The following is a 12,567-nucleotide window of genomic DNA, read 5'->3' on the forward strand; positions in this document are numbered from 1 at the left end:
TGAAAAAAATGAAATTAGGTATAGATGCAATGAGTGGGGATTTGGGTAGCGAAATTGTTGTAGAAGCATGCTTATCGTTTTTAGAAAAAAATAAAACTGATGAATTGTATGTAGTTGGAAAAATTGAAGAGTTACAGGCGTTAAATAATCATCCCCAAGTAGTTTTAATTGATGCTAGAGAAATACTTGAAATGACTGAAAACATTTTAGCGATTCGTAGAAAAAAAGAATCTAGTATGGTAAAAACAATGATGTTAGCTCGTAAAAACGAAGTGGATGCAGTTTTATCTTGTGGTAATACTGGTGCTTATTATGCTTGTGCAATGTTATTTTTAAAACGAATTGAAGGAATTGAAAAGTCTTGTTTAATGGCAATGTTGCCTACTTACAAAGGTGATAATGTTGCTATGCTTGACGTTGGGGCAAATTCTGAAAATACTGCTAGTCAATTAGTTTCTTTTGCAGTAATGGGTAGTGTTTATGCTCGTAATGTTCGTAAAATTGAAAATCCTAAAGTTGCTTTATTGAATATTGGTAGTGAGCATCATAAAGGTGATGAAGTTCATCAAGAAACATATAAATTATTAGAAAATATGAAAGAAATTAATTTTGTCGGTAATATTGAAGGTAAAGAGATTTTAGACGGTGATGTTGATGTAATTGTAACTGATGGTTTTACTGGAAATGTTGCTTTAAAAACAACTGAAGGTGTTGCTAAGGTTCTAGTAAAAAGCTTAAAAGAAAGTTTAATGTCTTCAACAAGAACTAAAGTGGGGGCATTGATGGCAAAGCCAGGATTAAAACAATTAATGAAAAAATTTGATACGAAAGCAGCAGGGGGTGCTTTAATGATGGGATTTGAAAAACCAGTAATTAAGGCTCATGGTTCTAGTGATGCGATTGCTTTTGAAAATGCTATAAATTTAGCGTTTGAAATGGTATCAAGTAATGTTGTTGAAAAAATGAAAGAAGGATTGAAATAAGGTGAAATTAAAAGAATTTTTAGATAAAATGGAAGTGCCCTATCAACATTTAGATATTTTTAAAGAAGCTTTTACTCATCCCTCATATGCCAATGAAAACAAAATGAAAAAACATGATTATGAACGATTAGAGTTTTTAGGAGATGCAGTTTTACAATATCATGTTTCTCGATATATATTTGACTTATATCCAGATTTACCAGAGGGAAGATTGACTAAATTAAGAGCTAAATTAGTACGTGAAGAATCATTGGCACGATTTGCAAGAGAATTGGATTTAGGACCATTGATTTATCTTGGTGCTGGTGAGGTAAATAATGGCGGTCGTGATCGTGATAGTGTATTAGCTGATATTTTTGAAGCTTTTATTGGTGCTGTTTGTCATGATTGTGGACCTGATCATGTTGAAAAAATATTAGAAAAAACAATTTATAAGCATGTTGAAGATGTTAATTATGATGATATTACTGATTTTAAAACTAAACTTCAGGAATTGATTCAAGCCGATCAACGTAAAACAGTAACATATGACCTGCTTTCATCTAGTGGCCCTTCAAATAATCCGGTTTTTGAAATGGCAGTAAAAATGGATGATATGATTTTAGGGGTTGGTACTGGTTCATCTAAAAAAAGAGCTGAACAAAAGGCTGCTAAAGATGCTTTAAATAAATTAGCTCGATAACAGACTTCGGTCTGTTTTTTTTGTACTAAAAATATTTTGTTTATAGCTTCTTTGCCTATATCTTTTATTTATCGATGAATAGGGTAAAGTAGGAGGGATGAACATGTACGAAGATTACATGGATAATTTATTCGATCGTCAGGCGGCTCCAATTGTGGCCCCTAAAGTTGGTGATATATTTTTATATACAGTATCTCGAGGTGATAATGTCTATGCAATTGCTAGAAGATTCAATACACGAGTAAATTATATTAAAAATATGAATGATTTAGAGGACAACTTATTAATATTTCCAAGCCAACAGTTGTTGATACCGGTGTTATTTCAAAATGTGCCACCAGTAAAACCAAAACCACAACCTAAGCCACAGCCACGTCAATCGTATGAACTATATTTCTAAAATAACTGGATTTTTAAATAGAAAGAGTTTATGATATTGTTAAATATGTATACGAGGAGTAGTAGATATGAATTTTCATGCAGGTAGTAAACGTAATTTGACATTAGTAATGGATCTATATGAATTAACGATGTCATATAATTATTTTAAACAAGGTAATAAAGATGAATATGTATACTTTGATATGTTTTATCGTAAAAATCCCGATAATGGTGGTTTTTCTATTTTTGCTGGATTACAGCAGTTGATTGAATGTATTAAGGATTTGCATTTTAGTGAGGGAGATATTGAATATCTCCGCTCACTAAATAAATTTGATGAAGATTTTTTTGATTATTTAAGAGATTTTAAATTTACTGGTTCAATCTATGCGGTAAAAGAAGGAACGCCAGTTTTTCCTAATGAACCGTTAATTACTGTTAGAGCAAAATTTATTGAAGCTCAGCTGATAGAAACTTTATTATTAGTAACAGTTAATCATCAATCATTAATTGCTACTAAAGCTCATCGAATTGTTCAAGAAGCTAAAGGACGAGCAGTAATGGAATTTGGGGCACGTCGCGCTCAAGGATATGATAGTGCAACTTATGGTGCTCGAGCTGCTTATATTGGTGGTGTTGCCGGAACTGCAACCGTTTCAGCAGGGATGATGTTTGGTATTCCAGTTGTTGGAACAATGGCTCATTCTTTTGTGCAATCTTTTGATAGTGAATTTGAAGCTTTTAAAGCATATGCTTTAACTTATCCTGATGATTGTGTACTATTAGTAGATACTTATGATACTTTAAAAAGTGGTGTCCCTAATGCAATCAAAGTTGCTTTAGAAGTATTAAAACCAATGGGTAAAAAATTAAAAGGAATTCGTCTTGATAGTGGCGATATTGCTTATTTATCTAAACGAGCTAGAGTGATGTTAGATGTTGCTGGTTTACACGATACTACAATTACAGCGTCTAATTCTTTAGATGAATATTTGATTCGTTCTTTATTGGACCAAGGTGCTCAAATTGATTCATTTGGGGTTGGTGAAAATTTAATTGTATCGCACAGTTCACCGGTATTTGGTGGTGTGTATAAATTAGTAGCAATTGAAAAAAATGGTGAAATTATTCCTAAAATTAAAATATCTGAAAATACTGAAAAAATTACAAATCCTGGTTATAAAAAAGTTTATCGCTTATTTGAAAACGAAACAGGAAAAGCTATTGGTGATGTTATTGCTTTTCATGATGAAAAAATTTCTAGCGATCAGGATTTAACAATTTATCATCAATCAAATATTTGGAAATTTAAAACAATATTAGCTAATACATATACTGTTGAACCATTACAAGTTCCGGTTTTTGTAGATGGGAAATGTGTGTATCCTGAATATACGGTAAATGAAATTCGTGAATATTCAAATCATGAAAAAGAAAGGCTATGGGACGAGGTGTTTAGATTAGAATACCCACATGATTATTATGTGGATTTAACAAAAACATTATTAGATTATAAATTAAAAATGTTAGAAAAGAAAAATAGAGAATTACAATAGAGGTAAATTATGGCAAAATTTGAACGTAAGGTAGAAAGACAGAAAAGTGAATTTACTTTTTCGAAAAAACCACCTGTAAAAGTATCTAAATTTAAGGAATTTAAAGAGAACTTTAACTTTAGATGGATTCCGACAGACTGGAAATCAATTTTATTGCTTGTTTTTGATTTTTTAATTCCAAGTTTAATAGTAATACCATTACTTATGCAATTTGTTGATCAGTTTATGGCCTTTATCATTGGTCATGGTGCGATTACAAGTTTATTGATTGTAGTATCATTTTACTTATATAATAAAAAGAAACCTTCAATCTGGGGATTGTTGGGACGTTATTGTTTTTCATGTTTGATGATTTCAGCAGTATCTTTTGTAATCCTTTTATTTGTATAAGGAGAAGGATTGCATGAAAATAACAATAGTTGGCTTAGGTGTAATTGGCGGAAGTTTTGCTAAGGCTTTAAAAGGTCAAGGACATGAGGTTTATGGTATTGATGTTGATAAAAGAACATTGCAAATGGCTAAAGATGATGGAACAATAATTGAAGGATTTGTTGATGGAAAAGAAATTATTCCCCAATCTGATCTTACGATTATTTGTTTATATCCTTCGTTAGTCATCGATTTTATAAAAAATAATACTTTTAAAAAAGGAAGTATTATTACAGATGCAGTTGGAATTAAAACATATTTTTTACAAGAAGCATTTAATTTAATTGATGAAGATGTTGAATTTGTCAGTGGCCATCCAATGGCTGGTAGAGAAAAAAAAGGCTATGAATACGCTAGTAAAGAAGTTTTTGCAAATGCAAATTATATCTTAATTGAACATCCAGTAAATAAAAAAGAATCGATTAGTTTTATGGAATCTTTTGTTGCTACACTTGGTTTTAAAAGTGTTAAAATTATGTCACCAGAGGCTCATGATGAAGTTGTTTCATTTACTTCGCAATTGCCTCATGCTTTAGCGGTTGCCCTAATAAATAGTGATAATCAAAAATATGATACTGGAAAATATATTGGTGATTCTTATCGTGATCTAACAAGAATAGCTAATATTAATGAAAATTTATGGTCAGAATTATTTTTAAAAAATCGTGATCATTTATTAGCGTCGATTAATTCTTTTGAAGAACAGTTAGATATGATTAAACAAGCTTTATATGATGATGATGAAGCAAAATTAAAAGAAATGTTTATTGAATCATCATTACGACGTGAAAAATTAGAAAAAAAGTAAGCACATCAAATTTTTTATTGATGTGCTTTTTAACAATTCCATTTAATTTTTACTGGTTTTGATTCGTTTAAAATAGCTCTTTTTTGCAAAGAAGCAAGTGCTTCTTTTAATTCATTACTTGCTAAGTTATCATAGTTTTCCTGACTATCTTTCAATCCTAATTTAAAATATGCGATAGCAGCACTTCCATATAATAAAAAACCAAAAGCATTACTTGGCGTTTGAATTGTTGCACAAGCAGTTGATATTGCTTTAATTGCGGCTAAATTTACTGGCTCATTTGTTAGTTCTTTGGCATTTTGACGCATCTGTTTGATAGCTGATTTAGCTTCTGGTAATTTACTTTTATCGTTAATAGCTTCTTTGCATATTTTTATTAATTCATCAGTATTATCATTAATATTATAAATTGGAAAATATTTTTCGTATGCATAATCAATTGCCCAGTTTGCAAGGGTTTCTTTGCTTTGGGTTTCGATTAGTCGCATTAAATCTTGACATTCTTTAGAATTGATATCACCTAACATCTTTTTTAATCTTACCATTGTATTGACTCCTTATAAAAATTATTCTCTTTCTTTAATGATTACATGGACTAAGTCCAGATCACCTTTATTGATTTTATTTCTGATTCTTTTGGGAATACCGATGATGTAACAAATGCTGCCATCTTCATTTTTGACTCCCATATTAACTATGCTGCCTTGATATGGCTCATTATCAAATAGGGCTAAAACTTTAACACGACCACGATCGAATTCTTCTTTAATGTTCCAAGGAAAAATAACATAGGCACCACCATTATCTAAATTGCAATGTATTTTTTCGTCATATTCATATATTTTTTATTCATCTAATCACTCCTGATATTATTTATTATACTGTTTTAGTTGTCTTTAGTATATTATTTTACCAATAATACTTTATATTAAATAAAAAATTTATTATTTTAAACAAAAAAAGTATAATATATTAAACAAATTGTTAAATATAGGTTGCTTTATTGACATTTTTCGCTATAATTAGGCTGTTATGAAATTAAAGATGGAGGTGTTTTATGGATATTGGAAGTAAAGTAAAACGATTACGTCAAGCCAATGGTCTTACTTTAGAAGAATTAGCTAATCGTAGTGAGTTAACCAAAGGCTTTTTATCGCAGTTAGAACGTGATTTAACTTCACCTTCAGTAGCGACTTTGGAAAATATTTTAGAAGCTTTAGGGACTAATTTACAGGAATTCTTTAGTGAAAAACAAGAGGAACAGATTGTTTTTAAAAAAGATGATTTTTTTGAAAATATTCAAGATGAATATAAAATTTCTTATATTATTCCTAATGCTCAAAAAAATGAGATGGAACCAATATTGATTGAATTAGAAAAAAATAATCAGTCAATGACGATTGATCCTCATGAAGGTGAGGAATTTGGTTATGTTGTTCAAGGAAGGGTTAAATTAGTATATGGTGATAAGGAATATGTGTTGAAAAAAGGTGAAACATTTTATTTGAAAGGGTTAGTTGCACATTATTTATCTAATCCAGGAGAAACAAAAGCAAAAGTAATTTGGGTTTCAACACCACCATTATTTTAAAGGAGAGCGTATGACAAAATTAATTGAGTTAGATAATTTGACTAAAGAATATAATGGTCAAGTTGTATTAAAGGGAATTCATTTGGATATTAATGAAAAAGAATTTGTAACTTTATTAGGACCTAGTGGTTGTGGTAAAACAACAACACTAAGAATTATGGGTGGTTTCGAAGAAGCTAATGGTGGACGAGTTTTATTTGATGGTCAAGATATTAGTTCATTACCTCCATATAAAAGAGAATTAAATACTGTATTTCAAAAATATGCATTATTTCCACATATGAATGTTTTTGATAATATTGCTTTTGGATTAAAAATTAAAAAAATGGATAAAGATACCATTAAGCATAAAGTTGAAAGAATGTTAAAACTAGTAGGTTTAGAAGGCTTTGGACCTCGTAATATTAATCAATTATCTGGTGGTCAACAACAGCGTGTTGCTATTGCTCGGGCATTAGTAAATGAACCTAAAGTTTTATTATTGGATGAACCACTAGGAGCATTGGATTTAAAACTTAGAAAAGCAATGCAAATTGAATTAAAAAATATTCAACAAGAAGTTGGGATTACATTTGTATATGTAACCCATGATCAAGAAGAAGCCTTGACAATGTCAGATACAATTGTCGTTATGAATGAAGGGCAGATTCAACAAATTGGTTCACCAACTGATATTTATAATGAACCTGAAAATCGTTTTGTAGCTCAATTTATTGGTGATTCTAATATAATTGAGGGGACATTTGTTAAAGATTATTTAGTGTCTTTTGATAATCAAGAATTTGAATGTGTTGACAAAGGTTTTGATGAGGGACAGGAAGTAGATATTGTTTTACGTCCTGAAGATTTAGATATTGTTGATGTTGGTAAAGGGAAAATCGAAGGTGTTGTAAGATCAATTGTATTCAAAGGGGTACATTATGAAATTATTGTAGAAACAAAAGATCGTAATTATATGGTACATACTACTGATATTAGTGAAGTAGGAAAAAAAGTTAATTTAGATTTCTGGCCTGAAGATATTCATGTCATGGAGAAAATGGGTACATATTAATGAAGCATTTTCGTAAATTAGTAGGACCATATTGTTTTTGGCTGTTTGTTTTAACAGTCGTACCAATGTTTTTGATTATGATCTATGCTTTTGTTGCTAAAGGAAATAATGTTGCAACATTTAAATTTACTTTAGATAATTTTACTAAGTTTTTTGATCCGATATTTATATCTGTTTTGATCAAATCATTTGTTTTAGGAATAATAACAACTGCTTTGTGTTTGTTGATTGGTTATCCGGTTGCTTATGCGATTTCTAAGTGTAAAGAAAAAACACAAACGTTATTAATTTTATTGATAACATTTCCAACTTGGATCAATATGTTAATGCGTACTTATGCCTGGATCAATATTTTAAGTAATAAAGGAGTAATTAGTAATATTTTCCAATTATTTGGTTTCGGTGAAGTTAGCTTGTTATATACTGATTTTGCGGTAGTGTTAGGAATGGTTTATGATTTTTTACCATTTATGATTTTACCAATTCATACTTCGTTAACAAAAATGGATAAATCATTGATTGAAGCAAGTAATGATTTAGGAGCTAGTCCTGTAACAACATTTTGGAAGATAACTTTTAGATTATCACTAGGTGGTGTTTTAACAGGGATAACTATGGTCTTTTTACCATCAATATCATCATTTGTAATTCCAAAATTATTAGGTGGTGGACAATATTCACTAATTGGTAATTTTATTGAACAGCAGTTTATTAATGTTGGAGATTGGCATTTTGGTAGTGCTGTTTCATTGATTTTGGCTATTTTGGTTATTATTCTAATGGGATTAATTAATCGAGTTGAAAAATATGCAGGATATCAGGAGGAAACTAAACGTGAAAAAACAAAAAAGGTTTAAGGGTTCTCTAGGTATTGTTTTAACATTAATTTTTCTATATATGCCTCTAGTGGTAATGGCGATTTTTTCTTTTAATGATTCTAAGTCGCTTTCAAGCTGGAGTGGTTTTTCGATTAGATGGTATCAAGAATTATTTAATAATCAGCAAATGATTGATGCGATTATTGTATCAGTTAGTATTGCTATTTTATCGACAGCAATTTCGACTGTTTTAGGAACAATAACAGCAATTGGTATTTCTAAATCTAGACCAGTTTTAAGAAAATTGATTTTACAAATAAATAATTTACCAATTATGAATCCAGATATCGTTATTGGGATTTCTTTAATGTTATTGTTTTCATTTATTAAAATTGAAAAAGGGTATTTAACGCTATTATTAGCACATATTACTTTTTGTACACCGTTTGTAATTACAAATGTTTTACCAAAAGTACGTCAGTTAGATGTTAATTTAGCTGATGCAGCAATGGATTTAGGGGCAACGCCGTTTCAGGCATTGACAAAGGTTATTTTGCCACAAATTAAACCAGGAATTATTTCAGGGGCATTATTAGCATTTACAATGTCTTTTGATGATTTTATTATTTCTTATTTTGTAAGTGGTAATGGTATTGAAAATATTTCGATTGTTATTTACAACATGTCAAAAAGAACGAATCCTAGTATCTATGCTCTAGCTACAATTATTTTAGTAGTAGTGTTATTGTTTGTTTGTATTGGGACAATTGTACCTAAATTCTGCCCAAAATTTACTAAAAAGATTGTTAATAGTAAAGTAGTTAAAGTTGCTTTGGCAGTTTGTATGATTATTGCTATTGGCTGGTCTATTTCAACAGGTACATCCAAAAGAACTCTAAGAGTTTATAACTGGGGTGAGTATATTGATAAAACCGTTCTTGATGAGTTTGAAGAAGAATATGATTGTCAAATAATTTATGAGACTTTTGATTCTAATGAGATAATGTATACTAAATATATGAGTGGAAATTCATATGATATTATGGTGCCTTCAGAATATATGATTGAACGGTTGATTAAAGAAGATCAATTACAAAAGATTGATAAAGATTTGATACCTAATATTTCAAATATTAATGAAGGGGTTTTAGGACAATCATTTGATCCTAATAACGATTATTGGGTGCCATATTTCTGTGGTAATGTAGGAATTTTGTATGATAAGACTATTGTTGATGCTAAAGATCTAGAAGAAGGCTGGGATATTTTACGTAATACTAAATATAAAGGCCAAATATATATGTATGATTCTGAAAGAGATAGTTTTATGGTAGCTTTAAAGGCGTTAGGATATTCAATGAATACAACTGACCAACAAGAAATAAATGCTGCATATCAATGGTTAATTGACCAAAGAGCGGAAATGGATCCGGTATATGTTGGTGATGAATCAATTGATACTATGATTAGTGGTTTAAAAGCTATGGCTATTATGTATTCTGGTGATGCAGCAGCTGTTATGGCTGAAAATGAAAATATGAAATTTTATATGCCAGATCAAGGAACTAATATCTGGTTTGATGGTTTTGTTATATCTAAAGAATGTAAACAAGTTGAATTGGCTAATCAGTTTATTAATTTTATGATTTCAGATGAAATATCTTATCGAAATACAGTAGAAGTAGGTTATTTAACTGCAAATGTTAATGCAGCTAACCAAGCATCTAAAGAAGATTTTAATGGAATTAGTGCTTATGGAATAAGAACAGAGGACAATGATGAGATTTTTGCATATCAAACTGATGAAGTTAAAGAAATGTATAACTCTCGTTGGACTAAAGTAAAAGCTAAATAATAGATATAGATTTTGATAAAAGGGGAAACTTAACATCGTTTAGGTTTCCTTTTTTATAGTTTTAAGTTATTTAAATAAAGAGTATTAATTATATTTTGAAAAAGTTAAATAGAAATAGATAATAAATAACAAAATAAAAATTAGTATTAAAATTGTTTAAAACAACGTATTTAGGTAGTTTTAGGTTATTTTTTTAAAAAAAATTAAAAAAATAAGAGATAAAAAAAAGATGATTATTAGCCATAAATTTGGTTTTAAATTAATTTTTATTTAAAAGTTAATGATTTTTTTGTAAAAAAGGGTTGCAATTCTTTAAAAGATAACATATAATAAAAAAGCAGTCCGGCAAGGGCGGTAAAAAAGAAAAACGAAATAATGGTTCCATGGCCAAGTTGGTAAGGCAGCAGACTGCAACTCTGTTATCATCGGTTCGAGTCCGGTTGGAACCTCCATAATGTTGCCCAGGTGGCGAAACTGGTAGACGCACAGGACTTAAAATCCTGCGGACCTCAAAATCCGTGCCGGTTCGATTCCGGCCCTGGGCACCATTAAATAAATAGTAAAAAAAAGACTTGCAAATAAAAATGAATTATGCTAATATATGTAAGCATTACGAAATGCGCTAGTAGCTCAACTGGATAGAGTGCTTGACTACGGATCAAGAGGTTGTGGGTTCGATTCCTGCCTAGCGCGCCATTTGTCGGGAAGTAGCACAGCTTGGTAGTGCACCTGGTTTGGGACCAGGGGGTCGCAGGTTCAAATCCTGTCTTCCCGACCATTGAAAAGGGGCCTTAGCTCAGCTGGGAGAGCGCCTGCTTTGCACGCAGGAGGTCAGCGGTTCGATCCCGCTAGGCTCCACCATTAGATATTAAATTATAGCGTTGCTGTAGTTGATTACGGCGGGGTAGCTCAGTTGGCTAGAGCAATCGGTTCATACCCGGTGGGTCGGGGGTTCGAATCCCTTCCCCGCTACCAATTTAATAGAAGGTGCCCCTAAGTGAAGAACAACAAGGACCCTTAGCTCAGCTGGTTAGAGCTATCGGCTCATAACCGATCGGTCGTTGGTTCGAGTCCAACAGGGTCCACCAAATTTAATAACGCGAGGGATTACCCAAGTCCGGCTGAAGGGATCGGTCTTGAAAACCGACAGGGGATTAACGTCCCGCGGGGGTTCGAATCCCTCATCCCTCGCCATTATATTAAAATTAAATATCGCGGGATGGAGCAGTCTGGTAGCTCGTCGGGCTCATAACCCGAAGGTCGTTGGTTCAAATCCTTCTCCCGCAACCAAAATGGTCTGGTAGTTCAGTTGGTTAGAATGCCGCCCTGTCACGGCGGAGGTCGCGGGTTCGAGTCCCGTCCAGACCGCCATGGTTCCGTAGCTCAGTCGGTAGAGCAGAGGACTGAAAATCCTCGTGTCGCTGGTTCGATTCCGGCCGGAACCACCATTTGACTTAACAACTGTAAGGTTGTTTTTATTTCGGAAAATTCATTGGTTATGAATAGTGATTCGGGAAGTAGCACAGCTTGGTAGTGCACCTGGTTTGGGACCAGGGGGTCGCAGGTTCAAATCCTGTCTTCCCGACCATTGAAAAGGGGCCTTAGCTCAGCTGGGAGAGCGCCTGCTTTGCACGCAGGAGGTCAGCGGTTCGATCCCGCTAGGCTCCACCATTAGATATTAAATTATAGCGTTGCTGTAGTTGATTACGGCGGGGTAGCTCAGTTGGCTAGAGCAATCGGTTCATACCCGGTGGGTCGGGGGTTCGAATCCCTTCCCCGCTACCAATTTAATAGAAGGTGCCCCTAAGTGAAGAACAACAAGGACCCTTAGCTCAGCTGGTTAGAGCTATCGGCTCATAACCGATCGGTCGTTGGTTCGAGTCCAACAGGGTCCACCAAATTTAATAACGCGAGGGATTACCCAAGTCCGGCTGAAGGGATCGGTCTTGAAAACCGACAGGGGATTAACGTCCCGCGGGGGTTCGAATCCCTCATCCCTCGCCATTATATTAAAATTAAATATCGCGGGATGGAGCAGTCTGGTAGCTCGTCGGGCTCATAACCCGAAGGTCGTTGGTTCAAATCCTTCTCCCGCAACCAAAATGGTCTGGTAGTTCAGTTGGTTAGAATGCCGCCCTGTCACGGCGGAGGTCGCGGGTTCGAGTCCCGTCCAGACCGCCATGGTTCCGTAGCTCAGTCGGTAGAGCAGAGGACTGAAAATCCTCGTGTCGCTGGTTCGATTCCGGCCGGAACCACCATTTGACTTAACAACTGTAAGGTTGTTTTTTTATTATTTAAAATATAGATCTTAGAAGTAGTTTATATAAATTACTTCTTTTTTTATATAACAGTTGTTAATTGAGCTATTATTAGTTATTTATTAGATAATGCATAATATGTTTATCAAAAC

12 protein-coding genes and 19 tRNA genes are annotated in these 12,567 nt (G+C 32.8%); 29 read left to right on the forward strand and 2 right to left on the reverse strand.

The features are described 5' to 3' along the window. Positions 1–8: 8 nt before the first annotated feature. The 6 genes from plsX to ABGT36_RS05155 all read left to right on the forward strand — a co-directional run bounded on the left by plsX (position 9) and on the right by ABGT36_RS05155 (position 4,839). Complete coding sequence (plsX, locus tag ABGT36_RS05130; RefSeq protein WP_087299831.1) at positions 9–983, forward strand: phosphate acyltransferase PlsX; 975 nt, start codon at positions 9–11, stop codon at positions 981–983. Position 984: 1 nt separating this feature from the next. After that, a complete protein-coding gene (gene rnc, locus ABGT36_RS05135) occupies positions 985–1,665 on the forward strand; it encodes a ribonuclease III (protein ID WP_087299829.1) in 681 nt (226 codons plus the stop codon). Positions 1,666–1,768: 103 nt separating this feature from the next. After that, the gene (locus ABGT36_RS05140; protein WP_346677108.1) at positions 1,769–2,065 is read left to right on the forward strand and encodes a LysM domain-containing protein; all 297 of its coding nucleotides are present in this window, start codon (positions 1,769–1,771) and stop codon (positions 2,063–2,065) included. A gap of 67 nt (positions 2,066–2,132) precedes the next feature. Then, a complete protein-coding gene (locus tag ABGT36_RS05145) occupies positions 2,133–3,602 on the forward strand; it encodes a nicotinate phosphoribosyltransferase (protein WP_087371821.1) in 1,470 nt (489 codons plus the stop codon). 9 nt (positions 3,603–3,611) lie between these two features. Further along, a complete protein-coding gene (locus ABGT36_RS05150; RefSeq protein WP_087371824.1) occupies positions 3,612–3,992 on the forward strand; it encodes a hypothetical protein in 381 nt (126 codons plus the stop codon). Between the two features lie 13 nt (positions 3,993–4,005). After that, a complete protein-coding gene (locus tag ABGT36_RS05155; protein WP_087299821.1) occupies positions 4,006–4,839 on the forward strand; it encodes a prephenate dehydrogenase in 834 nt (277 codons plus the stop codon). Between the two features lie 29 nt (positions 4,840–4,868). Here the strand turns inward: ABGT36_RS05155 and ABGT36_RS05160 are convergent, their stop codons facing one another. Both ABGT36_RS05160 and ABGT36_RS05165 read right to left on the reverse strand, forming a co-directional pair. Then, positions 4,869–5,384, reverse strand: coding sequence for a putative immunity protein (locus tag ABGT36_RS05160; protein WP_087299819.1), 516 nt, complete (start codon positions 5,382–5,384; stop codon positions 4,869–4,871). Positions 5,385–5,405: 21 nt separating this feature from the next. Beyond that, positions 5,406–5,681 (reverse strand): DUF1905 domain-containing protein, encoded by a 276-nt coding sequence (locus tag ABGT36_RS05165; RefSeq protein WP_346678625.1) that lies wholly within the window; start codon positions 5,679–5,681, stop codon positions 5,406–5,408. 215 nt (positions 5,682–5,896) lie between these two features. Between ABGT36_RS05165 and ABGT36_RS05170 the strand changes: the two genes are divergently transcribed. The 23 genes from ABGT36_RS05170 to ABGT36_RS05280 all read left to right on the forward strand — a co-directional run bounded on the left by ABGT36_RS05170 (position 5,897) and on the right by ABGT36_RS05280 (position 12,415). Then, on the forward strand, positions 5,897–6,430 hold the full coding sequence (locus tag ABGT36_RS05170) for a helix-turn-helix domain-containing protein (protein WP_087371834.1): 534 nt from the start codon (positions 5,897–5,899) through the stop codon (positions 6,428–6,430). A 10-nt stretch (positions 6,431–6,440) separates the two neighbouring features. Further along, positions 6,441–7,484 (forward strand): spermidine/putrescine ABC transporter ATP-binding protein, encoded by a 1,044-nt coding sequence (gene potA / locus ABGT36_RS05175; protein ID WP_087299813.1) that lies wholly within the window; start codon positions 6,441–6,443, stop codon positions 7,482–7,484. Then, positions 7,484–8,341 carry an ABC transporter permease gene (locus ABGT36_RS05180; RefSeq protein ID WP_087299811.1) on the forward strand — a complete coding sequence of 286 codons (858 nt, stop codon included), beginning with the start codon at positions 7,484–7,486 and terminating at the stop codon, positions 8,339–8,341. The genes potA and ABGT36_RS05180 overlap by 1 nt, the downstream gene beginning before the upstream one ends. Positions 8,342–8,381: 40 nt before the next feature. Next, positions 8,382–10,157, forward strand: a complete 1,776-nt coding sequence (locus tag ABGT36_RS05185; protein WP_346678627.1) for an extracellular solute-binding protein — start codon at positions 8,382–8,384, stop codon at positions 10,155–10,157. A 377-nt stretch (positions 10,158–10,534) separates the two neighbouring features. Then, positions 10,535–10,609: transfer RNA gene (locus tag ABGT36_RS05190), tRNA-Cys, on the forward strand. A 7-nt stretch (positions 10,610–10,616) separates the two neighbouring features. Continuing rightward, positions 10,617–10,705: transfer RNA gene (locus tag ABGT36_RS05195), tRNA-Leu, on the forward strand. A 71-nt stretch (positions 10,706–10,776) separates the two neighbouring features. Beyond that, positions 10,777–10,853, forward strand: a tRNA-Arg gene (locus ABGT36_RS05200). A 5-nt stretch (positions 10,854–10,858) separates the two neighbouring features. Next, positions 10,859–10,935, forward strand: a tRNA-Pro gene (locus tag ABGT36_RS05205). A gap of 7 nt (positions 10,936–10,942) precedes the next feature. Next, positions 10,943–11,018, forward strand: a tRNA-Ala gene (locus tag ABGT36_RS05210). Between the two features lie 37 nt (positions 11,019–11,055). After that, a tRNA-Met gene (locus ABGT36_RS05215) sits at positions 11,056–11,132 on the forward strand. A 36-nt stretch (positions 11,133–11,168) separates the two neighbouring features. Further along, a tRNA-Ile gene (locus ABGT36_RS05220) sits at positions 11,169–11,245 on the forward strand. A gap of 13 nt (positions 11,246–11,258) precedes the next feature. Further along, positions 11,259–11,351 (forward strand) — tRNA-Ser (locus tag ABGT36_RS05225). Between the two features lie 19 nt (positions 11,352–11,370). Continuing rightward, positions 11,371–11,447: transfer RNA gene (locus tag ABGT36_RS05230), tRNA-Met, on the forward strand. A 4-nt stretch (positions 11,448–11,451) separates the two neighbouring features. Next, a tRNA-Asp gene (locus ABGT36_RS05235) sits at positions 11,452–11,528 on the forward strand. Position 11,529: 1 nt separating this feature from the next. Continuing rightward, positions 11,530–11,605, forward strand: a tRNA-Phe gene (locus ABGT36_RS05240). Positions 11,606–11,668: 63 nt separating this feature from the next. Next, positions 11,669–11,745 (forward strand) — tRNA-Pro (locus ABGT36_RS05245). Between the two features lie 7 nt (positions 11,746–11,752). Next, positions 11,753–11,828, forward strand: a tRNA-Ala gene (locus ABGT36_RS05250). A gap of 37 nt (positions 11,829–11,865) precedes the next feature. Continuing rightward, positions 11,866–11,942: transfer RNA gene (locus ABGT36_RS05255), tRNA-Met, on the forward strand. Positions 11,943–11,978: 36 nt separating this feature from the next. Then, positions 11,979–12,055: transfer RNA gene (locus tag ABGT36_RS05260), tRNA-Ile, on the forward strand. 13 nt (positions 12,056–12,068) lie between these two features. Beyond that, positions 12,069–12,161 (forward strand) — tRNA-Ser (locus ABGT36_RS05265). A 19-nt stretch (positions 12,162–12,180) separates the two neighbouring features. Further along, positions 12,181–12,257: transfer RNA gene (locus ABGT36_RS05270), tRNA-Met, on the forward strand. 4 nt (positions 12,258–12,261) lie between these two features. Beyond that, positions 12,262–12,338 (forward strand) — tRNA-Asp (locus tag ABGT36_RS05275). Position 12,339: 1 nt separating this feature from the next. Continuing rightward, a tRNA-Phe gene (locus ABGT36_RS05280) sits at positions 12,340–12,415 on the forward strand. Positions 12,416–12,567: the final 152 nt, after the last annotated feature.

It is taken from the genome of Erysipelatoclostridium sp. An173 (assembly GCF_963931465.1).
GTDB classification, from domain to species: Bacteria; Bacillota_I; Bacilli_A; order Erysipelotrichales; family Coprobacillaceae; genus Thomasclavelia; species Thomasclavelia merdavium.